The following is a 24235-nucleotide window of genomic DNA, read 5'->3' as shown; positions in this document are numbered from 1 at the left end:
CTGAGACCGGCCGATCACCGCTAGCGTCGGGGAGTGCGCACGCTTCTCGTCGCCCTCCCCGGCCTGATCCTCGCCGGCATCGGCCTCACCCACCCGCACCACCTCGACGCGTCGACCGCCGAGTGGTGGCAGAACATGCACATCATCCTGGCGGTGATCTTCCCGCTTCTCGGTGCCGCGCAATGGGTTCTGCTCGAGGACAGCCCGAAGTACGTGCGCTACCCGGCGCGGGTCGTCGCGTTCGGCTTCGTCGTCTTCTACGGCGCGCTGGACGCGTTGGCGGGCATCGGCGGTGGCGCCATGACGCTGGCGAACGGCGGCAGGTCGCCCGCCGACGAACCGCTGTTCAAGATCGGCAACCAGCTCGGGACCGTTGGCGCGTGGTGCTTCTTCGCGGCCAGCATCGCCATCGCCGTGTGTGCGCTGCTCCAGCACAAGCTCAAGGCGATTCCGGGAGCCGCGTTCCTGCTGGCCGGCAGCTTCCTGTTCCTCGACAGCCACATCTACTGGCCCAAGGGCGTCATCGCCTGCACGTGCATCGCGATCGGCATGGCCGCGATCAGTTTCGTCAGCCCACGCCCGGCGCAATAGCCGTGTAGCCGCCGTCGACCGCGAGAACCGCGCCGGTCACGAACGACGCGCGGTCCGACAGCAGCCACAGCGCCGCTTCGGCGACCTCGACCGGTTCCGCCAGGCGCTTCAACGCGTTCCACGACGCGGCGCGCTCGCGTTCGCCGGGCATCGAGAGCCACGGGCCGGTCTGCGGGGTGTCGATCACGCCCGGATTCACCGCGTTGACGCGGACTCCGGACCGGCCGTACTCGGAGGCGGCCGTCTTGGTCAGGCCGATCACGCCGTGCTTCGCGGCCGAGTACGCGGAGGCGAACGCCGTGCCGAAGAACGCGGCCGTGCTGGCGTTGTTGACGATCGCGCCGCCGCCCGTGAGGAGCATCGCGCGGATCTCGTGCCGCATGCACTGGGCGACGCCGGTCAGGTTCACCGCCAGCGTCGAGTCCCACGCGGTGCTGTCGGCCAGCACCACGCCGTCCGGGCCAACACCGGCGTTGTTGAAGGCCACGTCCAGGCGCCCGAACCGTTCCACCGCAACGGACACGGCCTGTTCGCAGTCAGCGTCCACGGACACGTCCGCGGTCACCGCCACACCACCGATCTCGGCGGCCAGTGCGGTGATCCTGTCCTCGGACCTGGCGGCCAGCACGACCGAGGCCCCTTCCGCGGCGAACAACCTGGCGGCGGCCGCACCGATTCCCGTCGACGCGCCCGTGATCAGGGCGACTTTTCCCCGCAGCAGCATGTGCGGAAGTTACGTCAGTGCGCCCGGCAGATCCGCGATAGAAGACAGAACCGTCACTTTCGTCAGCACCTCCGCGGCAGGCGGGAAGTGCGGGTTCGGCACGGCGAGCACGGTCATCCCTGCCGCCAGCGCTGCGCGCAGCCCGTTGGTCGAGTCCTCGACGGCATAGCAGGACGCCGGGGACACCTGCAGCCGTGACGCCGCCAGCAGGTAGACGTCCGGCGACGGCTTGCCCGCGGCGCACTCCTCCGACGACACCGCGACGGGCACCGGCAGCCCGGTCACGTCCAGGAACACCTTGATCAGCACGGCCGGAGCCGACGACGCGATCGCGACGGGGAACCGTGACGCGACGGACCGGACCGTCTCGACAGCGCCCGGGATCAGCGGCAGATGCGCCGCGTAGGCCTTCTCCATCTCGGCGATCACACCGCCGGATGCTTCCTCGGGCGTCAGCTGAACACCGACGGCATCGACGAGGTAGGCGCCCCACTCGGGCGTCGACATCCCCTGCATGTCACGGGTGGCGGTGGGAGTCCACACACCGCCGTGCGACGCAGCGAACGCCTGGCGCACCTCGTCCCACACCTGCTCGGAGTCGATCAGCACGCCGTCGAGGTCGAAGATCACCGCATCCACACCCGAACCGTACCCTGTGGCGCGGAATACTTCGCCATGCTAATCACAATCGGTTAGGCTGGCTAAGTGAATTTCAAGGCTCAGCCCAAGCAGGTGTGGATCACGGCGTTCGCCGCGGTCATCGCCTTCATGGGGATCGGGCTCGTGGACCCGATCCTGTTGTCCATCGCGGAGGGTCTGCACGCAACACCCGCGCAGGTCACCCTCCTCTTCTCGTCCTACCTCGGTGTTCAGGTCGTGGCGATGCTCTTCACGGGCGCCGCGACGGCGAGGTTCGGGGCCAAGCGCACGCTCGTCGGCGGGCTCGCGCTGATCGTCATCGCCACGCTGGCGTGCTCGGCGGCAGGGAGCATTGGCCAGCTCGTGGGGCTGCGGGCCGTCTGGGGGCTCGGCAACGCGTTCTTCATCGCGACCGCGCTCAGCGTCATCGTCGGCGCGGCCAGCGGCGGGCAGAAGGCCGCGATCCTGCTCTACGAGGCCGCCCTCGGTCTCGGTCTGAGCGTCGGGCCGCTGCTCGGCGCCCTGCTCGGCAGCATCTCGTGGCGCGGGCCGTTCCTCGGCACCGCGATCCTGATGGCCGTCGCGTTGATCCTTTGTGCAACGTTCCTGGCCAGGGACTCGCACGAAGAGCGCCAGAAGATCAGCGTGCTCGATCCGCTGAAGGCGCTGCGCAACCCCGTCCTGCTGCGCACCTCGATCGGTGCCGCGCTCTACACGGCCGCGTTCTTCACGGTGCTGGCCTGGTCGCCGTTCGTGTTGCGGTGGGGTGCCGTCGAGATCGGACTGATCTTCTTCGGCTGGGGCGTGTGCGTCGCGGTCTCCAGCGTCTTCCTCGCGCCGCGGCTCGCGGACCGCATCGGCGAGAAGCGCGCGATCATCGGATCGGTCCTCGCGTTCGCGCTGCTCATGCTCGTGATGGCGGTGCCGGACAAGTCGCTGCTGGTGGTCGCCGTCATCGTGAGCGGCCTGGTCAGCGGCCTGCTGAACACGCTGTTCACCGGTACCGCGATGAGTGTCGGCGACGCGCCGCGGCCGGTGGCGAGCGCCGGGTACAACTTCCTGCGCTGGCTAGGCGGTGCGCTGGCGGCGACGTTCGTGAGCCACCTCGCGCAGCCGTTCGTCGTGGCAGCGGTTCTCTGCGCGATCGCCGCCGTGCTGCTGGCGTTCAACCGAACTGATACGCGCGAGGTACCTACGGAAGTCGTGATCGCGAGCGAGCAGCTAGTGGGTTAACAAAGGGTGAACTACGGTCGGTTCCGGTTCCCGCACCGACCGTAGGAGGCCACCACCATGATCCCTCTGCCACTCGTCAACCATCGCGTCGGCAGAGCAGCGGTGACATGCGAATACCGCTGCGGCGATGCCTGCTTCCACGAGGTTCCGAACACCTCGGACAACCCCTACTTCGGTGATCTGGTCAGCCGCCGCACCGCGCTCAAGGCCGGCGCGGTCGTCGCTGCCGCCGCCACCGTCTCGCTGCCGGCGACCGCCGCCGCCGCACCCGAGTCCCAGGGCCGCCCACCCAGAGGACTCGACTTCAAGCCCGTCGAGGTCAACACCAAGGACGAGGTCGTCGTCCCCGAGGGGTACGAGCAGGGGATCGTGATCCGCTGGGGCGACCCGCTGTTCCCCGGCGTGCCCGAGTTCGACTTCTACAACCAGACCGCCGCGAAGCAGGAGAAGCAGTTCGGCTTCAACTGCGACTTCGCCGCGATCCTGCCGCTGGATCCGTTGGAACTGACCGGAATCATGGTCACCAACCACGAGTACACCAGCGAGCCGTTCATGTTCAGCGGCTACAACGCCGCGAACCCCACCGAGGAACAGGTCAAGATCGCCTGGGCCGCGCACGGCCTCTCGGTGTTCATGATCAAGCGCTCGCTGTTCTCCGGCCACTACAAGCCGCGCTTCAGCAAGTACAACCGCCGCATCACCCTGAACACGGCGTTCGAGGTGCGCGGTCCGGCCGCGGGCAGCGACCTGCTGAAGACCTCCGTCGACCCGACCGGCAAGAAGGTCTTCGGCACGATCAACAACTGTTCCGGTGGCGTCACGCCGTGGGGCACGATCCTGTCCGGCGAGGAGAACTTCAACCAGTACTTCGCGAACGCCGCCGGCCGCAACGACCCGAAGCTGACCCGCTACGGCGTCACCGGCACGGCGACCACGCGCAAGTGGGAGCGGTTCGACAAGCGCTGGGACCTCGCGCAGGAACCCAACGAGGTCAACAGGTTCGGCTGGGTCATCGAACTCGACCCCAACGACCCGGACTCGACCCCGATCAAGCACACGCACCTCGGCCGGTTCAAGCACGAGACCGCGAACATCCGCGTCGCGAACGACGGCCGCGTGGTCGCGTACTCCGGTGACGACGAGCGGTTCGAGTACATCTACAAGTTCATCTCCAACGGCAAGATGAAGCGCGGCAACAGCAAGGCCGCGCGCCGCCACAACATGACGCTGCTCGACGACGGCACGCTGTACGTCGCGCGGTTCAAGGGCGACAGCCCGGTGAGCGAGATCGACGGCACCGGAAAGCTGCCCAGCGATGGGAAGTTCGACGGCTCCGGTGAGTGGATCCCGTTGGCCGCAGGCAAGAAGTCCTTCGTGCCCGGTATGACCGCCGAAGAGGTCTACGTCTTCACGCGCATCGCGGCGGACAAGGTCGGCGCGACGAAGATGGACCGTCCCGAGGACATCGAGTGCCACCCGCGCACCGGCACGATCTACTGCGCGCTCAGCAACAACGTCGAACGCGGCGTCACGGCGGGCAAGGAAGGCCCGACCGAGCCGAACCCGCGCATCAACAACCGCCACGGCCAGGTCCTGGAGGTCGTCGAACGCCGTGGTGACGCGCTCTCGCTGACGTTCAACTGGGGCCTGTTCCTGGTGTGCGGCTTCCCGGAGGACCCGAACACCTACTTCGGCGGCTACGACAAGTCGCAGGTCAGCCCGATCTCCAGTCCGGACAACGTGGCGTTCGACCGGCACGGCAACCTGTGGATCTCCACGGACGCCGACGGCAAGCTCGACGGGCTGAACGACGGCCTCTACGGCGTGCCGCTGGAAGGGCCGGAGCGCGGGCATCTCAAGCTGTTCCTCACGGTGCCGCGCGGCGGGGAGACGTGCGGTCCGGTGATCGGCGAGCGGGTGATCACCGTGTGCGTCCAGCACCCCGGCGAGGTGGACGGCGCGAGCGCCGACAAGCCCGTCTCCAACTGGCCGGACCGGGGCACCTCGCGGCCTCGTCCGTCGGTCGTCGCGGTGTGGCGCAAGGGCCGCCGTCAGCTGGGTGAAATCGGTTGATCACGCTGCGTGCCGTGATCGTTCGGGAGTAGTACGAGTTCGCCTGCCGTTCACCTTCTGGACGGCAGGCGATCTCGTTGGGCTCTTAGGTTCGGCCAGTTCCCACACTGACCGATCTCGGAGGCCTGCGTGTCCTCACCCACCGATCGGGGCCGCCGCATGCTGCCCCTCCTGCCGACGAACCACCCGCTCGGCCGTCAGGCCGTCACCTGCGAGTTCCGCTGCGGCAACGCCTGCGCGCACGAGGCGCCCAACTCGTCCGCGAACGCGTACTTCGGCGACGTCGTCAAGGAGGTCGTGAGCCGCCGCGGCATGCTCAAGGCCGGTGCTGTCGTCGCGGTCGCCGGCGCCGGTGCGCTCGCGATGTCCGGCGCGGCCTCCGCCGCTCCGGTGAACGTCGACGTCGACCTGAACCTCGGGTTCGGCCACAACAACGACGGACTCAACTTCGAGCCGGTGCAGCCCAACACCCTCGACCAGATCTCCGTGCCCACGGGGTTCCAGCAGGACGTCGTGATCCGCTGGGGCGACGGGGTGCTGGACGACGCGCCGAAGTTCGACTTCGACAACCAGACGCCTGAGGCGCAGGCCAAGCAGTTCGGTTTCAACAACGACTTCTGCGGTCTCGTCCCGGTGCCCGGCTACCACGACAGCTGGCTCATGGTGAGCAACCACGAGTACACGAGCGAGTCGTACATGTTCAAGGACTGGACGCCGACCACCATCACCGAGAAGCACGCCAAGATCGCGTGGGCCGCGCACGGCCTGTCGGTCGTGATGGTCGACCGTGACCCTCGCACGGGCAAGCTCTTCGTCTGTCCGGACGACAAGAAGAAGTACAACCGCCGGATCACGCTCACCACGCCGTTCGAGGTGCGTGGCCCCGCCGCCGGTTCGAAGTTCCTCAAGACCTCCGCCGACCCGACGGGCAAGAAGGTCCTGGGCACGCAGAACAACTGCTCCGGTGGCGTCACGCCGTGGGGCACGATCCTGTCCGGCGAGGAGAACTTCAACCAGTACTTCGCCAACGGTGGCCTGGTCACCGACCCGGACACGAAGGCCAAGTTCGCCCGCTACGGCATCAGCGGCGGCGCGTCGCTGCGCCAGTGGGAGAAGTTCGACAAGCGCTTCGACCTGGCCCAGGAGCCCAACGAGGCCAACCGCTTCGGCTGGATCGTCGAGATCGACCCGCTCGACAAGACGTCGACGCCGGTCAAGCACACCGCGCTCGGCCGTTTCAAGCACGAGGGCGCGAACGTCATCGTCGCCAAGGACGGCCGTGTGGTCGCGTACATGGGTGACGACGAGCGCTTCGACTACATGTACAAGTTCGTCACGGACGAGCGCATGCAGAAGGGCGACTCGAAGCGCGCCCGCGAGCACAACAAGAAGCTGCTGGACTCCGGCACGCTCTACGTCGCCAAGTTCACCGGTGACAGCCCGGCCGCGGAGATCGACGGCACCGGCAAGCTGCCCGCGGACGGCGAGTTCGACGGCTCTGGCGAGTGGATCGCGCTGGCGCACAACGACAAGTCGTTCGTGCCGGGCTTCACCGCGGAAGAGGTCTACGTCTTCACCCGTCTCGCCGCGGACAAGGTGGGCGCCACGAAGATGGACCGCCCGGAGGACGTCGAGCCTTCGAAGCACAACCGCCGGATCTACGCCGCGCTGACGAACAACACCGACCGCGGCAAGGCGGGCAAGGAAGGCCCGACCGAGATCAACCCGCGCAACGGCAACAGGCACGGCCACATCCTCGAGATCGAGGAGCGCCGCAGCGACAACACGGCGCTGACGTTCTCGTGGAAGCTGCTGCTGGTCTGCGGTGACCCGAAGGACCCCGGCACGTACTTCGGCGGATACGACAAGTCGCAGGTCAGCCCGATCTCGTGCCCGGACAACGTCGCGTTCGACACGCACGGCAACCTGTGGATCTCCACCGACGGCAACGCGCTGGCGTCCAACGACGGCCTGTTCGCGGTGCCCGTCGAGGGCAAGCGCCGCGGGTTCGTGAAGCAGTTCCTCACGGTGCCCAAGGGTGCGGAGACCTGCGGCCCGGTCGTCACCGAGGACTTCGTGCTGGTGTCCGTGCAGCACCCCGGTGAGATCGACGGCGCTTCGGCGAACAACCCGCTCTCGCACTGGCCGGACGGTGGCACCTCGCAGCCGCGTCCGTCCGTCGCGGTGGTGTGGCGCAAGGACCGTCGCAAGATCTGCGACTGATCCTTCCGCGCTGAAGATCGCTGTGCGCTGGCTCACTCAGCTGGAATGAACTGGTGCAGCCACCCGTCCGTGTGATGGGTGGCTGCACCGCGGACAGCCGACGGGAACGTCCACATCGGCTGTCTACTGTGGACGGCAGTGCGGTCGAGGCTGCTCCGGTCGACGGTGCGAAGAACGACGTCAAGGGTGCGGTCCCCGAGCTCCTGCTGAAGACCAAGACCGTTCGTGGCGACGGCCTGTTCGGCAAGGTCAGCTACGTGCAGCGGCTCGCGACCGAGGGTGGCGTCGCCCCGTCCGGTGGCTGCAAGGCCGGCGGCCAGATCTCGGTCCCGTACCAGGCCCTCTACACCTTCTTCGCTCCCGCCAACTGAGACGGTACTGAACCGGTCCGCAAATGGGTCCGTACGACGTGAAGTGATGAAACGTGCTGGCTTAGTCCTGGTCTCATCAACTCTTCTGGGCATCCTCGCGGGTGGTGTCGGCTCCACGGCCGCGCCGACCCCGGAAGCCATGAGCGGATCTGACGCGAGGGTCGCACCCGCGGTTCAGGTCCCGTCCGGCAACAAGCTCGTCGCCAAGTTCTACGCAAAGGGTGTGCAGACCTACACCTGCACCGCGGGCGCCTGGAAGGGCCTGGAACCCGCCGCCACCCTGGCGGACCGGCTCGGTCGCGCGGTCGCCCTGCACTCGCGCGGTCCGATCTGGGTGTCGACCGTCGACGGCAGCGCGGTCGAGGCCGCACCGGTCGACGGCGCCCGCAACGACGTACCAGGAGCTGTTCCCGAGCTCCTGCTGAAGGCCAAGTCCACCAGGGGCGCGGGCGTGTTCGCCGGCGTCAGCTACGTGCAGCGCCTCGCGACCAAGGGCGGCGTCGCACCCGCCGGCGGTTGCCAGGAAGGCGCCCAGACCTCCGTCCACTACGAAGCGCTCTACACCTTCTCCGCGCCCGCCCTCTGAACCAGCGCCACCACCGCAGCGGTGACCATCGTGATGCCGACGACCCAGAGGCCGGTCTTCTGAGTCCCGGTGATGTCCCGCAACCACCCGGTGACGTAGGGCGCCACGAACCCGCTCACGTTGCCCAATGAGTTGATCAACGCAATCCCGCCCGCCGCAGCCGTGCCGCCCAGAAAGCTCGTGGGAAGCGCCCAGAACGTGGGCAGGGCAGCACAAACACCGATCGCGCACACGCTCACCGCGACCATCGCCGCAACGGGGTTGTCGAGATAGAGCGCGACGGGAATGGCCGCTCCACCAAGCAACATCGGCGCGGCAACGTGCCACTTCCGTTCACCGGTGCGGTCGCCGTGCCTGGCCCACAGGATCATGGCGACCGCGCCGAGGACGTACGGAATCGCGTTGATCAACCCGCGCTCGACGATGTTCGCACCGGGTGCGAGCCCCTTGATGATCGTCGGCAGGAAGAACCCCAGCGTGTACAACCCGTACACGATCCCGAAGTACACGAAGCTCAACGCCAGGATCCGCGGGTGCGTGAGCGCTTTCCTGAGCGGCCAGTGCTCCTTGGCGGGTTCCTCGATCGCTTCCTTCGGCTTGTCCGGCAACCAGAACCACGTGACGAACGCCAGCGCGATCGCCGGCAGCCCTTCGATCAGGAACATCGTGCGCCAGCCGGTCCACTCGATCAGCAACCCGCTGAACGTGGCCCCGAGCGCCGTCGAGATCGGCACCGCCACCATGAACAGCGCGACGATCCGCGCCCGCTCCTTCTCCGGGTACCAGTACGTCAGGTACAGGATGATCCCGGGAAAGAACCCCGCCTCCGCCACCCCGAGCAGGAACCGCAACGCCACCAGCACGGTCCCGTTGGGCACGAACGCCATCGCCGTGGTGACGATCCCCCAGCTGACCATGATCCGGGCGATCCACCTCCGCGCCCCGAACCGGTGCAACGCCAGATTGCTCGGCACCTCGAGCAGCAGATAGCCGATGAAGAACACCCCGGACGCGAACCCGAACACCGTCGCCGAGAGCTTCAACTCCTCCGACATCCCGTTGGGCCCGGCAAAGCCGATGTTGACCCGATCGAGGTAGTTGATGAAGTACAGCAGGCACAGATACGGGAGGATGAGCTTCTTCGGCACGTTACGGTTCCCCCATGAGTGATCGTCCGGTCGCCCTGGTCACCGGGGCATCCAGCGGAATCGGCGCGGCCATCGCCCGCAGTCTGGCCCCAACTCACGATCTCCTGCTAGGCGGCCGTGACGAGACATCCCTGTCCGTGCTGGCCGCCGAACTCCCCGGCGCCCAAGCCTGGCAGTTCGACCTCACGAACCTGGCCAGCGCCGACCTGACCAGCGTCCCGCGCCTGGACGCGATCGTCCACAGCGCCGGCATCGCCCTCCTCGGCCCACTGGCCGAAGCCTCCGTAAACGCGTGGCGCCAGACCCTCGAAGTGAACGTCATCGCCGTAGCCGAACTGACCAGGCTGCTGCTCCCCCAACTCCGCGCCGCCTCAGGCCACGTAATCCTGATCAACTCAGGCGCCGGCCTGCGCGCCAACCCAGGATGGGGCGTCTACGCAGCCTCGAAGTTCGCCCTCCGCGCCTACGCCGACGCCCTGCGCGCCGACGAACCCTCGCTGCGCGTGACCTCGGTGTTCCCCGGACGAACCGACACGCCGATGCAGCGCGACGTGCGACGCCAGGAGGGCGGCGACTACGACGCCACCCAGTACCTGGACCCGGCCTCGGTGGGCCGCGCCGTGGCGTCAGCCGTGCTGGCCACGCCGGACGCGCACATCACCGAACTCGTCGTCCGCCCCCGACCGCGCTGAGTTGTCCACAGGTCCATCAACAGCCTGTGGTTAGCCCGTAACGCACGGTAAAATTGAAATTGGGGGAACCCGGCGCGCACCTGCTGCTGCGCGCCGCCAACGACGCCTATGCACTCGGCATGCGGGTGCCTGCTGACAGAGCGGCTTGAGCGTCGGAGCGGTTCTCGAGCGGGCTGTCCGTGCGGACGATGCCGACCAAACGTTCGTGGAACGGCGCGACAGACCGGATGCCGGCCTCGGTACGTCCTGAGGGCCGGCACCCCGGCGCCAGTCGGTACCGCCGTGCCGTCCGAGCGCCGAGCGGGCCGGCGCGCACCTGCTGCTGCGCGCCGCCAACGACGCCAACGCGGCCAACGGCCCTATGCGCTCCGCAGTCGCCGAGCCACCGCCGTCACGCCTGCCTGGGCCTCAACCCGGTCCACCCGCGTGGACTCCCCGCCGGCCACAACGTGGTCCCCGCCCACCCACACATCGCTGACCCGCCGAGCCCCGGAAGCCCACACCAGGTTCGCCAGCAACTGTGAATCCGGCGCCTCCAACCCGGTGGCAAACGCGGGGTCATCAGCATCGATGTGCACGACATCGGCCCAGCGCCCAACCTCCAACGCCCCGATGTCCGAACGCCCGAGCGCAGCAGCCCCACCCCGAGTGGCCATCAACAACGCCTGCGCCGCCCCGAGCACCGTCGCGTCCATCGCCGAAACCCGCGCGAACATCGCCGCGAGCCGAGCCTCCTCGAACAGGTCCAGGTCGTCGTTGGACGCCGGCCCGTCGGTTCCCAGTCCGACCGACACCCCGGCGGCCAGCATCTCCGGCACCCGCGCGATGCCCGAGGCCAGCTTCGCGTTCGACCCGGGACAGTGCGCCACGCCAACGCCGAATGATGCGTACAGAGCGATGTCGTCGTCGGACAAGTGCACGGAGTGTGCGGACAAAACGCGCCCACCCAGCACGTCCGAAGCCTTCAGCAACGCTGGTACCGATCCGAACTCGGCCCGCTGCGCCTCGTCCTCGAAAGGCGACTCGGCGACGTGCACCATCAGCAGCGCCCCGCGCGCACGAGCCTCAACGGCCACCGCGGTCAACTGCGAGGGAGACAGCGTGTAGGCGGAGTGCGGCCCATAGGCCAGCTCGACCCGTCCGTCCGCGGAGACCAAGCCGTCGGCGTCGATCCACGAAGAGACCTCGTCCGTCATCGACCGCCACGACATGCCCGGCACGTCGAGGATCGCGGAGCCGAACACCACGCGCGAGCCGGCGGCCAGCGTCGAAGACACCAGTTCGGGGCCGTGGAAGTACATCTCGGCGGAGGTGGTCACGCCGTGTCGCAGCATCTCGACGGCGCCCAGCAGCATGCCCGCGCCGACGTCGGCCGCCGTCATCCGTGCCTCGTTCGGCCACATGTGTTCCTGCAGCCACCGCAGCAGCGGCAGGTCCGAACCCAGGCCGCGCAGCACCGTCATCGGGCTGTGCGCGTGGGTGTTCACCAGACCTGGCAGCAGGATTCCGGACAGCGCACGGGTCTCGCCGTCGAAAGCGGGCGCGTCGGAGCGTGCGCCCACGTAGGTGATCCGGCCGTCGACGACGTCCACGACCGCGTCTCGCAACACGGAGCAGGACGGATCGCAGGGCAGGACCACCGGGGCGTGCAGGCGCAGTGACATGCGGGGAATCCTGCCACTGTGATGCCAGTCACAAGCATGCATACATCCGCAAGCCGGGGGAATCCTCGCTCTGTCGGGCGCGGGCCGACCCCCAGGGTCCGCCCCGGCCTAAAACTTCCCCCCAACCAAAGGGCTCGTCGATCAACACCGGCGGGCCCTTTGTGCTTTCCGCGAGCAACCACGACGAGGCCAGGGACGTCACTTGATCATGTCGAAGAAGCCGTGCACTTCCAGTGGGTCCTTCCGGCGCGCGCAGAAGCCCGCCACCCCCAAGCCGCCGACTCGCCGCTGAGTTGGCATGATCACACTCGCACGGGTACGGGCGTGATCATGCGGAGGCATCAGTGGCCGACATCGACCCTCAGAACGACGACCAGTTCAGCGATGCCGAGATGACGCAGGAGTTCGACGTCATTCGCGACTAGCACGGAGCGAGCGCTAGGCGAGCGGCAGTTCGGCGCGGACCGTCCATCCAGTCGGTTCGCGTCGGCCTGCGGAGAACGTCCCGCCCAGCAGTTCCACGCGCTCGCGCATGCCCACGATCCCGTAACCCCCAGAGCCGCCAACGGGAACGCCCGAGGCGATGCCGTCGTCCAGCACGGCCAGTCGCAGCACACCCTCGCTCGAGGACAGCGAAACGTCCACTGAGGACACCGCGGAAGCGTGTTTCTGGGTGTTGGTCAACGATTCCTGCACCAGCCGCAGCACCGAGCGGGCCAGCTCCTGCGGCACCGCGTCCTCCAGGTCGAACGAAAGCCGCACGGGCAGCCCGGATTCGTCGGCCAGCGCCCGCACGTCGTCCATCAACGACGACGAAGCCGCCGGGCCACTGGAAGTTCCGTCGCGCATGGTTCCGACGAGCCGTCGCATCGCGGTCAGCGCCTCCGTGCCGGAAGCCGCGATCGCAGGCAGCACATCGACTTCCCGGTTCAACTGACCTGCCTGCGCGTGCACCACGATCGCCGTGACGTAGTGCGCGACGACGTCGTGGAGTTCCCGCGCCAACGCCATCCGCTCCGCGTTCTGAGCCGCCGCAACGGAAGCAGCCAACTGAGACGTGCGTTCGTTGTCGCGGGCCCGGAAGTACAGTCCACTGCCCACCGCCAGCACGAGCAGGACGCACGCGGCGGTCCCGAAGTTGGTGGCGTCCGGGCTCCACTCGCGGTACTCGACCGCCGACACGATCGGCCAGCCCAGGATCTCGACGGTCGTCATCGCCGCGAGCACCAGCCCGGTTCCCGCTGTCGAACGAGCGCGAGACTCCTCCCGCACGAGGGTCGCGATGGTGGCCATCGCGGCGCCCGTCATCGAGATGTTCGCGCCGCTCCAGAAGAGGTGCGGCTCGATCGCCACACCGAGAAACCGCATGTAGACGCCCACGCAAGCGATTGCGAACGCCAGCGCGAGTGCCGCGTCGAACGGTCGGCGGGGTGCGAGCACGGCGATCACGCAGACCACCACGACGCCCGGCACCTGCCACCAGCCGAGACCGGTCGAGATCGAACCGGTCTCCAGCACGGCTATCCCGGTGAGCGAGAGCGCCAGCGGCCACTGGCGTTTGGCGAGCAACCGCCAGTTCAGTTCCGTGCTCTCCACCCGACACACAGTAAAGCCGAAAGGCCGACCCCGCGTCCGACCGGAGGCTAACCCGGCATCAGCCAGAAGGCTGAGAGGGCGACCTGCGGAAATACCCTCGTGGCGGATGCCGGATTACGTCTCGGTCACGGACTCTGGAGGAGCGAAAGTCGGGGAAACGGAGGACGCCATGTTGTCAGTTGTGTTCACTTGGGCCGCTGCGGTGGTCGGCTTGTTGGTTCTGGCTCTGATGGCGCTCTCGGGCGTCATGATCGACTCCCAGAGGTAGACAGCGCTCAGAACCTTCAGGTGCCAGCGTGTGATGGGGAAGTCAGACGCTGGTCAGGGAATGTTGCTGGCGGAGCAGTTCCGCCAGCCTGCTCGTCGGCTGCGGACGGGTCTCGTCCAAAGCAGCGGTGAACTGTGCGGGCGCACCGGCGCGAGCGCGGTTCGCAGCGGCCGGGTCCAGGCGGAAAGCGGGCCTGGCCGCGGAAGGACGCTGGCGAGAGCGCAGCCACGCGAGACGGTGCAAGGCTTCCGCGTGGTGGTCAGTGATGGTGACAGCCGCTTTGTCGAACGAGTGGAGCACTGCCGCGTTCAGGTGAACGGTGGCCAGGTCCCGCCACAGCGTGCGTTCGGACGAAGTGTCCAAACCCAACGCATCGGCAACCTCACGCGCCACACCGTACGCACCTTCCTCAGCCAGCGAACGCGTGCCGATCTCCGCGCCGACGAACCACGAGTTGAACGGCGCCGCGGGATAGGTCACGCCACCGATCGACAGCCGCATGTTCGCGATGACCGGAACCGCGTGCCAGCGCAGGCCCATCTCGCCGAACCACGGCAAAGTCGGATGCTCCAAAGGAACTTCGTGCACGATCTCGGACGGCAGCGTGAACAACCGCGGTCCCTCGTGCTGGGTCTCCACCACCAACGGCAGCAGGTCGAAGCGCGACCGTCGCGCCGGCGGCCGCCATCCCATGCCCTGCATGGTTTCGGTGAACTGGGTGTACCTGCGGTCCCCCAGCCCATCGGTGTACCCGGCGTACCGGATCAGCTGTTCGTTCCAGATCACCGGTCCCGGCGAACCGGGCGCGTCCGGCGCGAAAACCGTGACCAGCGGCCGAATCTCACCGCCGTTGGTCGCCAGTCGCAGGTGTTCCACGCATTCGCCGGCGACTGCGGCGGCGTTGCGGTAGCCGCGCAGATCGCGGACTTTCAGTCGTCGCCACGGCACACCTGAGGTGCACCAACCGGAATCTCGCAGCGCGATCCGCGCGCCGTACGCGAGTTCGTTGGTGGTGTGGCGGTAGGTTCCGGTCTCGGTGATCTCGGCGCGCACCTGGGCGATGCGGGCGGTCAGCGAGCCTGCGTCGGAGTGCGCCGCGTGGAACATGCGGACGAACTCCTCCGCGACGGGGAGGACGTCGGGGGTCACGGAGCGAGACGCTAAGGCCGGAAGAGCCTCACGCGTCACTGCCACTCGGGGCATTTCGGGTGATCAACACCCGCCACTCCAACGAGTGAACGCTAGACCCACGGTGTTCACCCGATGTGCTTGAGACCTCGATCAGGTGAGGTCGGCGGCAACTTCGTTTCGGCGGAACATCAGGTCGTGCGAGACACGATCTTCGTTCACCGCACGCTGCTCGAACTTCGTGACAGGCCGCCAGTCCGGTCGCGGCGCCCAGCCGTCGTACATGTTGGTCAGCAAACGCTCACCGGAGCACACCTCGAGCATCTGGTCCGCGTAGTGCTCCCAGTCCGTCGCGAGGTGCAGTACACCGCCGGGCTCCAGCCGTGACGCCACCAGCGAGACGAACTCCGGCTGCACGAGCCGGCGCTTGTGGTGCTTCTTCTTCGGCCACGGGTCCGGGAAGAAGATCCGCACGCCGTGCAACGACGCGGGCGCGATGTGGTCGGTCAGCAGGTCGACGGCGTCACCGCGCAGCACGCGCAGGTTGTCCAGCCCGCCGAGGTGCTCGCCGCGCAGCAGCAGCTGGGCGAGTCCGGGCTTGTAGACCTCGACGGCGACGTAGTTCAGCTCGGGCGCGGCCGCCACGAGCTGGGAGGTGGTCTCGCCCATGCCGGACCCGATCTCCAGCAGCACGGGCGCGGAACGGCCGAACCACGAGTCGAAGTCGAGCGGCCCCTCGGGCAGCGACTTCACGTCGTTGCCCATCTTCTCCCAGTACGTGTCCCAGGCGCGCTCCTGTCCCACGGTCATGCGCTCGCCGCGCTGGACGAAGCTGACGATGGAACGGGGGAACTCAGGCCTGGTCACGACCAGAGAGTCTAGGCAATGAGCTCGATGTCCTCGATCTGAGCACGGAGGTCGGCGACCGTGAAGTCGATGGGACGGGCGATACCAGGCCCGTGGTGCGCCGGAACCAGGTGGATCCAGCCGCGGTGGGTGTCGGTGAACTGCACGGTCGTGGGGGTCGCGGGCCCGTAGACGCCGCTCTCGGACGGCACGAACTCCCAGTAGCCGATCTCGCCGAAGTCGGCCCACGGCACGTAGACCCAGCCGGGACGGGACGACAGCAGTTCGGTCACCGCGTCTTCGATCGCGTGACCTTCGGCACGGGACTTCAACTTGCCGCGGTCGAGCGCGCGCAGCCACCACGGCGCGGGCGTGTCACCGACCGCGTTCACCGCGCGGTAGGTCGCGAGGACCTGCGTCTCGTCGGCCTGGTTGACCCAGGAACGACGCACCTCCGCCGGCGCGCTTGCCAGGTCGGGAGAGTTCGGAACTTCGAGCGCATCAGACCACTCGAGGCTGAGCATTGCTTCGACGTGAACCGCCACTGGCCACCTCCGGCACCGGGATAGCCCAATTGAACGCGAATCCAAACGCCGGTGTTGTCCAGAAAGGGGCTTTTCACGGCTTGTTAACAGCACCCTTACGCAACGTGTGACGCCAGGCACGTTGCGCCTTGACCTGGAAACACGATGTACGGGTCGTGCCCATCCTGCCCGCGCTCGCCGTCGTGCTGCCGTTGCTGCTCGCCGCGCAGTCGATCGAGGAGCAGGAGTGGCACCTGGACGCGCTCGACGTCTACTCGGCGCAGGACCAGGCGCGCGGGGACGGCGTGATCGTCGCGGTGATCGATTCCGGTGTCGACGCCCAGCATCCTGACCTGGCCGGGCGGGTCCTGCCCGGCACCGGCTTCGGCAGTTCGAAGGGCACGGACGGCACGACCGACTCCGACGGCCACGGCACCGGGATGGCCGGGATCATCGCCGCGAACGGGAGGAACGGCGGCGCGCTCGGCATCGCGCCTGGCGCCAAGATCCTGCCGATCGCGAGCGCCGACGAGAAGGAGCAGTTCGGGCTCGACGTCGTCGCGGAGAGCATCAGGTGGGCGGCCGACCACGGCGCCAAGGTCATCAACATGTCGCTCGGCTTCTCCAGCACGATGACGCCGACGCTGGTCAAGGCCGTGAACTACGCGATCGAGAAGGACGTCGTCCTCGTCGCCGCCACCGGCAACGAGGGCAAGGAGGTCTCCGCGCCGGCCAACATCGGCGGCGTGATCGCGGTCGCGGGCACGAACCGCGAGGGCAAGCCGTGGAAGTCGTCCAACATCGGCGCGGACACCGTGCTCGCGGCGCCGGCGGAAGGCATCGTCACCGCGGCGCCGGAAAGCGTCTACTCCAGCGGTTATGCCGAGATGGACGGCACGAGCGCGGCGTCGGCGATCGTGTCCGGAGTCGCGGCGCTGGTGCGCGCGAAGCATCCCGAGATGCCCGCGAAGGACGTCGTCAACTCGCTGATCAAGACCGCGAAGGACCTGGCGGATCCCGGCCGCGACGAGACGACCGGGTTCGGCATGGTCAACCCGATGGGCGCGCTGACCGCGCAGTTCCCGCCGGTGGAACGGAACCCGTTGCTGCCTGAGCCGAAGCCGTCGACCACGCAACCGACTCCGACGCTCGTCGCCCAGCGTCCCGAGCAGCCGGCCGCGGAGATGAAGGACCGGCTGCCGTTCGTCGCCGGAGTCGCGGGTGGCACCGCACTGATGACCGGTCTGCTGATCGCCCTGCCCGCCATCAGGTCCAGGCGACGCCAGCCGGTCAATGTGCGTGATACTCCACCGACTCCTTGGTGAGCTGCATGAAGGCTTCTTCCAGCGACCCGCGCTGAGGGCTGAGCTCGTGCAGCACGATCTGGTGCTCCGCCGCGATGTCACCGATCTGCGCGGCCGGAATCCCGTGCACCACAAGGGCTCCGTTCACCGCGTCCTCGGTCACCGTCGCGTGCGCCGCGAGGATCTCGCGCAGCTTCGCGGCGTGCGGTGAGCGCACCCGGACGTGGTCCTGGGTGGCGTCGGCGATGAACTGCTCGGTGGTGGTCTGCGAGATCAGCTGGCCCTTGCCGATCACGATGAGGTCCTGGGCGGTCTGCGCCATCTCCGAGAGCAGGTGGCTCGACACGAACACCGTGCGGCCCTCCTCGGCGAGCCGGTGCATGAACTGCCGGATCCAGAGGATGCCCTCGGGGTCGAGGCCGTTGACCGGTTCGTCGAACAGCAGCACCTCGGGGTCGCCGAGCAACGCGCCCGCGATGCCGAGTCGCTGGGCCATGCCGAGCGAGAAGCCGCCCGCGTTCTTGTGCGCGACCTCGGTGAGGCCGACGATCGCCAGCACCTCGTCGACCCGGCTGACCGGGATCCTGTTGGAGACCGCGAGCCACTTCAGGTGCCCGCGAGCGGAACGGTTGGGGTGCACCCATTTCGCGTCGAGCAACGCGCCGACCTTGCGCAACGGCTGCTTGAGCTCGGCGTAGTGCTGGCCGTCGATCTTGACGTCACCCGCGGTGGGAGTGTCGAGGCCGAGGATCATCCGCATGGTCGTGGACTTGCCGGCGCCGTTCGGTCCGAGGAACCCGGTCACGCGGCCGGGCCGGACGGTGAACGACAGGTCGTCGACGGCCTTGGTCCGGCCGTAGTGCTTGCGCAACCGCACTGCTTCGATCATGGCCTGCTCCCGTTCGTTCGCTCGAAAGACTGATCGGGACGTGGGCCACTCCCCGACGGATGGCCCACGTCCCGCTCCCCCCAACTCAGATCACGCGTCCCGCCGCTTGGCGACGATCAGCGCGACCACCAGCAGTGCGATCGCAATGCCGGCGAAATAGGCCAGCGATCCCCACTGACTCAGCTTGAAGTCGATTCCGGCTCCCGGCTGCTCGGCCGGGTCGCCGCCGGCGAGTTGCAGGAAGTGGTTGGCGTTCTGGAACGGCAGCCACGCCTGGATCTTCACGCCGACCTTCGGGATGATCCCGATCAGGCCTTCGAGCAGCATGTTCCACACCAGCAGGATCGCCACGGCGCCGGCGGTCTGGCGGACCAGGATGCCGACCCCGATCGCGAGGACCGCGCCGATCGCGTAGAGCAGGCCGATGCCCGCGACGTGCCGCCACTCGGAGCCCGTGTTGATCGCGAGGTCGGAAGCGGGCGACATCACCTTGGCGAGGCCCCACGAGCCGAACGCGATGATCTCGCCCAGCACACCGGCGATGAACGCGACCACGACGGTCTTGGCGATCAGCGCGGAGATCCGGTTCGGCACCGCGAGGAACGTGGCGCGGATCGTGCTGAAGCGGTACTCGGTGGTGATCGCGAGCGCCGACATGACCAGCACCACGGCGAGCGCGAGCTGGCTGCTGCCGTACTGCGTCAGGCCGATGGACATCTGGCCGTTGTCGGTGGTGCCCGCGATGATCGCGGTGAGACCGACGCCCAGGATCAGGGCGAGCGCGCTGCACCAGTACGGCGAGCGGGTCGAGAAGAGCTTGATTCTCTCAACTGCCAACAGGGTCATCAGACTCACTTCCCGATCTCTGCGTGGTACTCGACAGCATCGCCGGTCAGCTGCATGAACGCCTCTTCGAGCGAGCCGCGCTGCGGGCTGAGCTCGTGCAGGACAACACCGTTAGCTGCGGCGATGTCACCGATCTGGTCACTCGTCGCACCCGATACGGACAACGCGCCATCCGCGCCGTCACGAACCGTGAACCCCTTGTCCACCAGCAGCGGGCCGAGCTTGAAGAGCTGAGGGCTGCGCACGAGGACGGAGTTACCCGTTGAGCGGTCGATGAACTCCTGCGTGCTGCTCTGGGTGATCAGCTTCCCCTTGCCGATCACGATGAGCTCGCTGGCCGTCAGGGCCATTTCGGACAGCAGGTGGCTCGACACCAGGACCGTGCGGCCCTCGGCGGCGAGATTCTGCATGAACCTGCGGATCCAGAGGATGCCCTCCGGGTCCAGGCCGTTGACCGGCTCGTCGAACAGCAGCACGGACGGCTCGCCGAGCAGTGCCGCGGCGATCCCCAGCCGCTGCGACATGCCGAGCGAGAAGCCACCGGCGTTCTTGTCGGCGACCTGCGTGAGGCCGACCGCCTCCAGCACCGCGTCCACGCGCTTGTTCGGCAGCCCGTTGGACTTGGCGAGCCAGCGCAGGTGAGCGCGGGCAGAGCGGTTCGGGTGCACCCACTTGGCGTCGAGGAGCGCACCGACAGTCCGCAGTGGACGGTCGAGCTCCGCGTAGGGCTTCCCGTCGATCAGCACGCGGCCTGCCGTCGGACGGTCGAGCCCCAGGATCATCCGCATGGTGGTGGACTTGCCGGCGCCGTTCGGACCGAGGAACCCGGTCACCCGTCCAGGTTGGACGGTGAACGACAGGTCGTCGACCGCGACCGTCCTGCCGTATCTCTTGGTGAGGCCGATTGCCTCGATCATTGGCTTTCCCCTCTCGGTGCTGGGACAACTCTCCAACTCCGAGGGGGTCCGCCACATCGCCCTGCGGTCTTCAGCCGCGTCAACTTCAGTCGTCGGGTGCCGCTACCTCCGTCGTAGTTGAATGAGCCACATGGGATACACGGAAGCTCCCGAAGGCTGGTGGCGCGAGTTCGTGCTGGCCAAGCCCGCCCGCACCGGCAAGCTCGCGGTCACCCGTAAGGACGGATCACCGCACGTGGCACCGGTGTGGGTGGACCTCGACGGCCCCGACGTCGTCTTCCTGACCGCACGCGACACCATCAAGGGCAAGTCGATCCTGCGCGACGGCCGAGTGGCCCTGTGCTTCGACGACGAGACGCCACCGTTCAACTTCGTGACGATCACCGGCCAGGCTGTCACCGACGAGGACCCCGAACAGCTCAAGTACTGGGCAGGCCGCACGGCCGCGCGCTACATGGGCGCCGACCAGGCCGACACCTACGCCGATCGCAACGGCGTGCCCGGCGAGATGGTCGTCCGGGTGAAGGTCGACAAGATCGTCGCCAAGATGAACGTGTCCGACTAGGCCGGGAAGAACCGCGACAACGCCTGCACCGCACCGTCTTCCAGCACGGTGCCGGTGACCTCGTCGGCCACCGCCTGCACGGTGGCCGGCGCCTGGCCCATCGCGATCCCGAGCGCCGCCCACCGCAGCATCTCGACGTCGTTGCCGCCGTCGCCGATCGCCAGCGTGTCGTCGGCGGAGATTCCCAGCTCCTGGCGGAGTTCCTCCAGTGCCGAGCCCTTCGAGACGTTCAGCGGCACCGCGGTCAGCCACGCCTCGGTGTGGTCGACGGACCACTCGACGCCGGGCAGCTCCAGCTCGCGAACGGCGAACGACAGCTCGGCCGGCGTGTGGTCGAGCCAGCGCATGACCATCCGCGGGGTCGGGGTGGCCGCGATCTCGTCGAACGTCGTCTCGGTCGTCACGCCCCACAGGTCGTTCGGCAGGAACTGGCCGAGCGAGAGGTTGCCGACGCCGGTCTGCTCGACCGCGAACACGGTGTTCGGCAGCAGTGCCTGCAGCGCCTTGATCGTCGGGCCGGGGTCGAACGTCGTGCGCTTCGTGACCTCTGAGCGCGCCGGATCCCACCACACGGCGCCGTTCGAGCAGATGGCGAACGACGCGGGCAGCTGCGCGGCGATCGGGGTGGTGCCGATGAGGCTGCGGCCGGTGCAGAGCACGACTAGAGCGCCGTGTTCCGTCGCGCGCGTGATGGCTGCTTTCACCGCCGGAGCGATGTGGTTCGAGCCGACAGGGGTCAGGGTTCCGTCGATGTCCAGCGCCACCAGACGCGGTCTCCAGGTCACGTGACGCCACCCTATGCGATGGTCAGTGAACTGTGCGGCGCCGCAAGTGATCTGGGGAAGGTGCGGAATGACGAAGCCGGATGGGTGGGAGTGGCTGAACGAGCTGCCCGAGGAGTGGAAGCCGCCGCAGGAGTTGGAGGTGCCTACGAGTGATCCTGGCGCGAACCTGGCGATCAGGTTGCTGTCCGACGAGAGGGTCCACCACGACGTTCGAGTGTTGCTCGGGCAGTGGATCACCGAACGTTCCCTGTTGACGTTGTGGTTCATGGGCGATAGCGGCGGAGAGTGGGTGAACCTGCGGCGGGAGGCGGAGTTGGCGATCCTCGACAACACGCATCAACACGCTGTGTACGACGCCTGGACCAGTCGTTCCGGCTTGGCGGAGGCACTACAAGAGGCAGTCAGGGCACTCGCCACGGCCAGGGGCGCGGAACCCCGGTAACTGGTAGGGCCTGTCCCAACGGTAGTTGTGTGCGATGGTTAGTGAATTGTGGTTCACTAATGCGGTGGCACGACCTCGCACCATCACCGACGAGCGGATCCTGAACGCTGTCGCGGCGGTCATCGACCGGCGCGGACCGGAGTTCACGGTCGCGGACGTGGCGGCGGAGGCCGGGGTGTCGGTCGGGGCGGTGGCGAAGCGGTTCGGGTCGAAGAGCGGCCTGCTGCAGGCGCTGACCAGGGCAGGCACCGAAGAGGTGGCCCGGCGGATGCGCGAGGCCGGGACCGTTCGCGACGCGTTGCTGACCTGGTTCGACCGGCTGGCCGACCCGGTGGTGGCGACGAACAACCTCGCACAGCTCGGCGTCGACCTGATCGACCCGGAGCTGCGCGCGCTGCTGGCCAGGCACTACGCGGTGCTGGAGGCCGAACTGGAGATCCTGTGCGCGGCCGAGGGGCTGCCGCCGAACGCGGCCCGCGTCCTCGCCGCGCTGGTGTACGGGATCTCGATGGACTGGTCGGTGCGCCCGCGGGGGGAGTTGCTGACACGCACGGCAGAGGACGTCGATCTGGTGTTGAAAGGGATGCGCTGATGGCTACCTGGGCGGAGTTCGCGGCCGAACAGCCTGACTTGGCCGCGTTCGTGCAGAGCAGGTTCGCTGTGGACCGGCACGCGTTGATCGCGACGCTGCGGAAGGACGGGGCGCCGCGGATCAGTGGGGTGGAACCAGATTTCGCGCGTGGTGAGTTGTGGGTCGGAATGATGCCTGACTCGCTGAAGTCGCTTGATCTGCGTCGTGATCCGCGGTTCTCGTTGCACTGCAACACGACTACGGCGTCGATGACGGAGGGCGGGGACGCGAAGGTCAGCGGGTTTGCCGAGTTCTGGGTCGACAAGAGTGACTATCTGAAGGAGTTGTACGAGCGCACCGGCTGGCAACCGAACCCGGACGAGCTCGACCTCTTCCGGCTGACTGTCAGCGAGGTCGTGTCGCTCACCGTCGAGGGCGACGGGATGGTCGTCCTCTCCTGGCGTGAGGGAAAGGGAACTCGACGTGTCACGAAGAAGTGAGCCTGATCTGAGCGGGAAGGTCGCGGTTGTCACCGGGGCCACGCGAGGGGCCGGGCGGGCGATCGCCGTCGAGCTCGGAGCGGCTGGGGCGACGGTGTTCGTCGGAGGCCGGACGACGCGTGAGCAGCAGTCTGAGGTGGGTCGGTCGGAGACGATCGAGGAGACCGCTGAGCTGGTGGATGCGGCTGGGGGCAAGGGGATTGCCGTTCGGTGCGACTTCACTGATCCGTCCGATGTGGACGCGCTCGCGGCGAGGATTGATCGGCTCGACATCTTCGTGGACAACGCCTGGGGTGGCGAGAACCTCGTCGAGTGGGGGAAGTTCTGGGAGCACGACCTCGACAAGCAGCTGAGGATGTGGCGCAACGGGATTGAGACGCATCTGGTGGCGTTGCACCGGCTGATGCCGATTCTTGTGCGCTCGGATGACGGGCTTGTGGTTGAGGTTACCGATGGTGAGGACGGTGAGGCTTACTTCGTGAACCTCACGTACGACGCGGTCAAGAATTCGGTGCGGCGGTTTGGTGAGGTGCTGGCGAAAGACCTCAAGGACGTCCCGAACGTCACGTCGATCGCGGCCACGCCGGGATTCCTGCGGTCCGAGCAGATGCTGGAGACGTTCGGGGTGACCGAGGCGACCTGGCGCGACGCGATCGAGAAGGTGCCCGACTACGCGATTTCGGAGACACCGCACTACCTCGGGCGCGGGCTGGCGCATGTGGCGGCCGATCTTGAGCGCAAGCGGTTCTCCGGGCAGTGCCTGTCGTCGTGGCGGCTCAAGCGCGAGTACGGGTTCACCGACCTCGACGGCTCGCAGCCTGACTGGGGGCGTTGGTACGACGAGGTGGTCAAGCCTCGGATGGCTGGGGTGGTTGTGGAGGCTGACCCTGGGGATTACCGGTAGGGGGCTGGTTTCCTGGGGCTCCGCCCCAGACCCCGCCAATCTGATCAGGGGGTCCGCGCCACTCGCGGGTTGATGGCACGCCTGTTGCGTTGGGCGGCTGCCGGTTGCGTAGGTGGTGCGGTCCGGGCGGGTCCCCGTCACAAGCCGTACCAGAGCGAGCCACAACCAGGCAGGGGTGTCAACTCGACGAAAAGCGTGTCGAGTTG

Annotated in this window: 25 protein-coding genes; 13 read left to right on the top strand and 12 right to left on the bottom strand. The window is 67.7% G+C overall.

The window, feature by feature from the left end; all coding sequences use genetic code 11:
- Nucleotides 1-33: 33 nt before the first annotated feature.
- The gene (locus tag ACWGE0_RS08265) at nucleotides 34-591 is read left to right on the top strand and encodes a hypothetical protein (RefSeq protein WP_452260248.1); all 558 of its coding nucleotides are present in this window, start codon (nucleotides 34-36) and stop codon (nucleotides 589-591) included.
- Here the strand turns inward: ACWGE0_RS08265 and ACWGE0_RS08260 are convergent.
- Nucleotides 569-1315 (bottom strand): SDR family NAD(P)-dependent oxidoreductase, encoded by a 747-nt coding sequence (locus ACWGE0_RS08260; RefSeq protein WP_452260247.1) that lies wholly within the window; start codon nucleotides 1313-1315, stop codon nucleotides 569-571. The two genes, ACWGE0_RS08265 and ACWGE0_RS08260, sit on opposite strands and share 23 nt — an antisense overlap.
- A gap of 9 nt (nucleotides 1316-1324) precedes the next feature.
- Nucleotides 1325-1954: an HAD family hydrolase gene (locus ACWGE0_RS08255; RefSeq protein ID WP_452260246.1), complete on the bottom strand. Its 630-nt coding sequence runs from the start codon at nucleotides 1952-1954 to the stop codon at nucleotides 1325-1327.
- A 66-nt stretch (nucleotides 1955-2020) separates the two neighbouring features.
- Between ACWGE0_RS08255 and ACWGE0_RS08250 the strand changes: the two genes are divergently transcribed.
- The 5 genes from ACWGE0_RS08250 to ACWGE0_RS08230 all read left to right on the top strand — a co-directional run bounded on the left by ACWGE0_RS08250 (nucleotide 2021) and on the right by ACWGE0_RS08230 (nucleotide 8440).
- Nucleotides 2021-3187 (top strand): MFS transporter, encoded by a 1167-nt coding sequence (locus tag ACWGE0_RS08250; protein WP_452260245.1) that lies wholly within the window; start codon nucleotides 2021-2023, stop codon nucleotides 3185-3187.
- Nucleotides 3188-3244: 57 nt separating this feature from the next.
- Nucleotides 3245-5260, top strand: a complete 2016-nt coding sequence (locus ACWGE0_RS08245) for a PhoX family protein (RefSeq protein WP_452260244.1) — start codon at nucleotides 3245-3247, stop codon at nucleotides 5258-5260.
- Between the two features lie 159 nt (nucleotides 5261-5419).
- Entirely contained in the window at nucleotides 5420-7483 is a 2064-nt protein-coding gene (locus tag ACWGE0_RS08240; RefSeq protein WP_452260513.1) for a PhoX family protein, read from the top strand.
- Nucleotides 7484-7611: 128 nt separating this feature from the next.
- Nucleotides 7612-7854, top strand: a complete 243-nt coding sequence (locus tag ACWGE0_RS08235) for a DUF3455 domain-containing protein (protein ID WP_452260243.1) — start codon at nucleotides 7612-7614, stop codon at nucleotides 7852-7854.
- A gap of 46 nt (nucleotides 7855-7900) precedes the next feature.
- Complete coding sequence (locus ACWGE0_RS08230; RefSeq protein WP_452260242.1) at nucleotides 7901-8440, top strand: DUF3455 domain-containing protein; 540 nt, start codon at nucleotides 7901-7903, stop codon at nucleotides 8438-8440.
- On the opposite strand, the gene ACWGE0_RS08225 is transcribed toward ACWGE0_RS08230, so the two are convergent.
- Nucleotides 8413-9588: an MFS transporter gene (locus ACWGE0_RS08225; RefSeq protein WP_452260241.1), complete on the bottom strand. Its 1176-nt coding sequence runs from the start codon at nucleotides 9586-9588 to the stop codon at nucleotides 8413-8415. The two genes, ACWGE0_RS08230 and ACWGE0_RS08225, sit on opposite strands and share 28 nt — an antisense overlap.
- A 14-nt stretch (nucleotides 9589-9602) precedes the next feature.
- On the opposite strand from ACWGE0_RS08225, the gene ACWGE0_RS08220 reads away from it, so the two are divergent.
- Complete coding sequence (locus ACWGE0_RS08220; protein WP_452260240.1) at nucleotides 9603-10280, top strand: SDR family oxidoreductase; 678 nt, start codon at nucleotides 9603-9605, stop codon at nucleotides 10278-10280.
- Nucleotides 10281-10639: 359 nt separating this feature from the next.
- Here ACWGE0_RS08220 and ACWGE0_RS08215 read toward each other — a convergent pair whose 3' ends face one another.
- The 5 genes from ACWGE0_RS08215 to ACWGE0_RS08195 form a co-directional block, all read right to left on the bottom strand.
- Entirely contained in the window at nucleotides 10640-11944 is a 1305-nt protein-coding gene (locus ACWGE0_RS08215) for an amidohydrolase family protein (RefSeq protein ID WP_452260239.1), read from the bottom strand.
- Nucleotides 11945-12382: 438 nt separating this feature from the next.
- Entirely contained in the window at nucleotides 12383-13540 is a 1158-nt protein-coding gene (locus ACWGE0_RS08210; RefSeq protein WP_452260238.1) for a sensor histidine kinase, read from the bottom strand.
- A 310-nt stretch (nucleotides 13541-13850) separates the two neighbouring features.
- Nucleotides 13851-14957 (bottom strand): nitric oxide synthase oxygenase, encoded by a 1107-nt coding sequence (locus tag ACWGE0_RS08205; protein WP_452260237.1) that lies wholly within the window; start codon nucleotides 14955-14957, stop codon nucleotides 13851-13853.
- Nucleotides 14958-15089: 132 nt separating this feature from the next.
- Nucleotides 15090-15746 (bottom strand): tRNA (guanosine(46)-N7)-methyltransferase TrmB, encoded by a 657-nt coding sequence (trmB, locus tag ACWGE0_RS08200; RefSeq protein ID WP_452260512.1) that lies wholly within the window; start codon nucleotides 15744-15746, stop codon nucleotides 15090-15092.
- Between the two features lie 68 nt (nucleotides 15747-15814).
- On the bottom strand, nucleotides 15815-16327 hold the full coding sequence (locus ACWGE0_RS08195) for a hypothetical protein (RefSeq protein ID WP_452260236.1): 513 nt from the start codon (nucleotides 16325-16327) through the stop codon (nucleotides 15815-15817).
- A 155-nt stretch (nucleotides 16328-16482) separates the two neighbouring features.
- On the opposite strand from ACWGE0_RS08195, the gene mycP reads away from it, so the two are divergent.
- Nucleotides 16483-17631 carry a type VII secretion-associated serine protease mycosin gene (gene mycP / locus ACWGE0_RS08190; protein WP_452260235.1) on the top strand — a complete coding sequence of 383 codons (1149 nt, stop codon included), beginning with the start codon at nucleotides 16483-16485 and terminating at the stop codon, nucleotides 17629-17631.
- Here the strand turns inward: mycP and ACWGE0_RS08185 are convergent.
- The 3 genes from ACWGE0_RS08185 to ACWGE0_RS08175 all read right to left on the bottom strand — a co-directional run bounded on the left by ACWGE0_RS08185 (nucleotide 17597) and on the right by ACWGE0_RS08175 (nucleotide 20262).
- Nucleotides 17597-18499 carry an ABC transporter ATP-binding protein gene (locus ACWGE0_RS08185; RefSeq protein WP_452260234.1) on the bottom strand — a complete coding sequence of 301 codons (903 nt, stop codon included), beginning with the start codon at nucleotides 18497-18499 and terminating at the stop codon, nucleotides 17597-17599. The genes mycP and ACWGE0_RS08185 overlap by 35 nt on opposite strands.
- 90 nt (nucleotides 18500-18589) lie before the next feature.
- A complete protein-coding gene (locus ACWGE0_RS08180) occupies nucleotides 18590-19345 on the bottom strand; it encodes a hypothetical protein (RefSeq protein ID WP_452260233.1) in 756 nt (251 codons plus the stop codon).
- 5 nt (nucleotides 19346-19350) lie between these two features.
- Nucleotides 19351-20262, bottom strand: coding sequence for an ABC transporter ATP-binding protein (locus tag ACWGE0_RS08175; protein WP_452260232.1), 912 nt, complete (start codon nucleotides 20260-20262; stop codon nucleotides 19351-19353).
- A gap of 130 nt (nucleotides 20263-20392) precedes the next feature.
- On the opposite strand from ACWGE0_RS08175, the gene ACWGE0_RS08170 reads away from it, so the two are divergent.
- Entirely contained in the window at nucleotides 20393-20827 is a 435-nt protein-coding gene (locus ACWGE0_RS08170; protein ID WP_452260231.1) for a PPOX class F420-dependent oxidoreductase, read from the top strand.
- On the opposite strand, the gene ACWGE0_RS08165 is transcribed toward ACWGE0_RS08170, so the two are convergent.
- Entirely contained in the window at nucleotides 20824-21612 is a 789-nt protein-coding gene (locus ACWGE0_RS08165; RefSeq protein WP_452260230.1) for an HAD family hydrolase, read from the bottom strand. The two genes, ACWGE0_RS08170 and ACWGE0_RS08165, sit on opposite strands and share 4 nt — an antisense overlap.
- A gap of 67 nt (nucleotides 21613-21679) precedes the next feature.
- Between ACWGE0_RS08165 and ACWGE0_RS08160 the strand changes: the two genes are divergently transcribed.
- The 4 genes from ACWGE0_RS08160 (at nucleotide 21680) to ACWGE0_RS08145 (ending at nucleotide 24029) form a co-directional block, all read left to right on the top strand.
- Complete coding sequence (locus ACWGE0_RS08160) at nucleotides 21680-22054, top strand: hypothetical protein (protein ID WP_452260229.1); 375 nt, start codon at nucleotides 21680-21682, stop codon at nucleotides 22052-22054.
- 64 nt (nucleotides 22055-22118) lie between these two features.
- The gene (locus ACWGE0_RS08155; protein WP_452260228.1) at nucleotides 22119-22646 is read left to right on the top strand and encodes a TetR/AcrR family transcriptional regulator; all 528 of its coding nucleotides are present in this window, start codon (nucleotides 22119-22121) and stop codon (nucleotides 22644-22646) included.
- Entirely contained in the window at nucleotides 22646-23125 is a 480-nt protein-coding gene (locus ACWGE0_RS08150) for a pyridoxamine 5'-phosphate oxidase family protein (RefSeq protein ID WP_452260227.1), read from the top strand. Before ACWGE0_RS08155 ends, ACWGE0_RS08150 begins: the two co-directional genes overlap by 1 nt.
- Nucleotides 23109-24029: an SDR family oxidoreductase gene (locus tag ACWGE0_RS08145; RefSeq protein ID WP_452260226.1), complete on the top strand. Its 921-nt coding sequence runs from the start codon at nucleotides 23109-23111 to the stop codon at nucleotides 24027-24029. The genes ACWGE0_RS08150 and ACWGE0_RS08145 overlap by 17 nt, the downstream gene beginning before the upstream one ends.
- Nucleotides 24030-24235 lie beyond the last annotated feature (206 nt).

The sequence above is a fragment of the Lentzea sp. NPDC054927 genome, assembly GCF_053610285.1.
Note: the sequence above shows the minus strand (reverse complement) of the source record. Positions and strands in the feature narration are given on the sequence as shown.

Coding starts and splice junctions, on each gene's coding strand:
- ACWGE0_RS08220 (WP_452260240.1), top strand. CDS start 9,603: ATGAGTGATCGTCCGGTCGCCCTGGTCACCGGGGCATCCAGCGGAATC.
- ACWGE0_RS08170 (WP_452260231.1), top strand. CDS start 20,393: ATGGGATACACGGAAGCTCCCGAAGGCTGGTGGCGCGAGTTCGTGCTG.
- trmB (WP_452260512.1), bottom strand. CDS start 15,746: ATGACCGTGGGACAGGAGCGCGCCTGGGACACGTACTGGGAGAAGATG.
- ACWGE0_RS08230 (WP_452260242.1), top strand. CDS start 7,901: ATGAAACGTGCTGGCTTAGTCCTGGTCTCATCAACTCTTCTGGGCATC.
- ACWGE0_RS08160 (WP_452260229.1), top strand. CDS start 21,680: ATGACGAAGCCGGATGGGTGGGAGTGGCTGAACGAGCTGCCCGAGGAG.
- ACWGE0_RS08175 (WP_452260232.1), bottom strand. CDS start 20,262: ATGATCGAGGCAATCGGCCTCACCAAGAGATACGGCAGGACGGTCGCG.
- ACWGE0_RS08180 (WP_452260233.1), bottom strand. CDS start 19,345: ATGACCCTGTTGGCAGTTGAGAGAATCAAGCTCTTCTCGACCCGCTCG.
- ACWGE0_RS08185 (WP_452260234.1), bottom strand. CDS start 18,499: ATGATCGAAGCAGTGCGGTTGCGCAAGCACTACGGCCGGACCAAGGCC.
- ACWGE0_RS08215 (WP_452260239.1), bottom strand. CDS start 11,944: ATGTCACTGCGCCTGCACGCCCCGGTGGTCCTGCCCTGCGATCCGTCC.
- ACWGE0_RS08150 (WP_452260227.1), top strand. CDS start 22,646: ATGGCTACCTGGGCGGAGTTCGCGGCCGAACAGCCTGACTTGGCCGCG.
- ACWGE0_RS08240 (WP_452260513.1), top strand. CDS start 5,420: ATGCTGCCCCTCCTGCCGACGAACCACCCGCTCGGCCGTCAGGCCGTC.
- ACWGE0_RS08260 (WP_452260247.1), bottom strand. CDS start 1,315: ATGCTGCTGCGGGGAAAAGTCGCCCTGATCACGGGCGCGTCGACGGGA.
- ACWGE0_RS08245 (WP_452260244.1), top strand. CDS start 3,245: ATGATCCCTCTGCCACTCGTCAACCATCGCGTCGGCAGAGCAGCGGTG.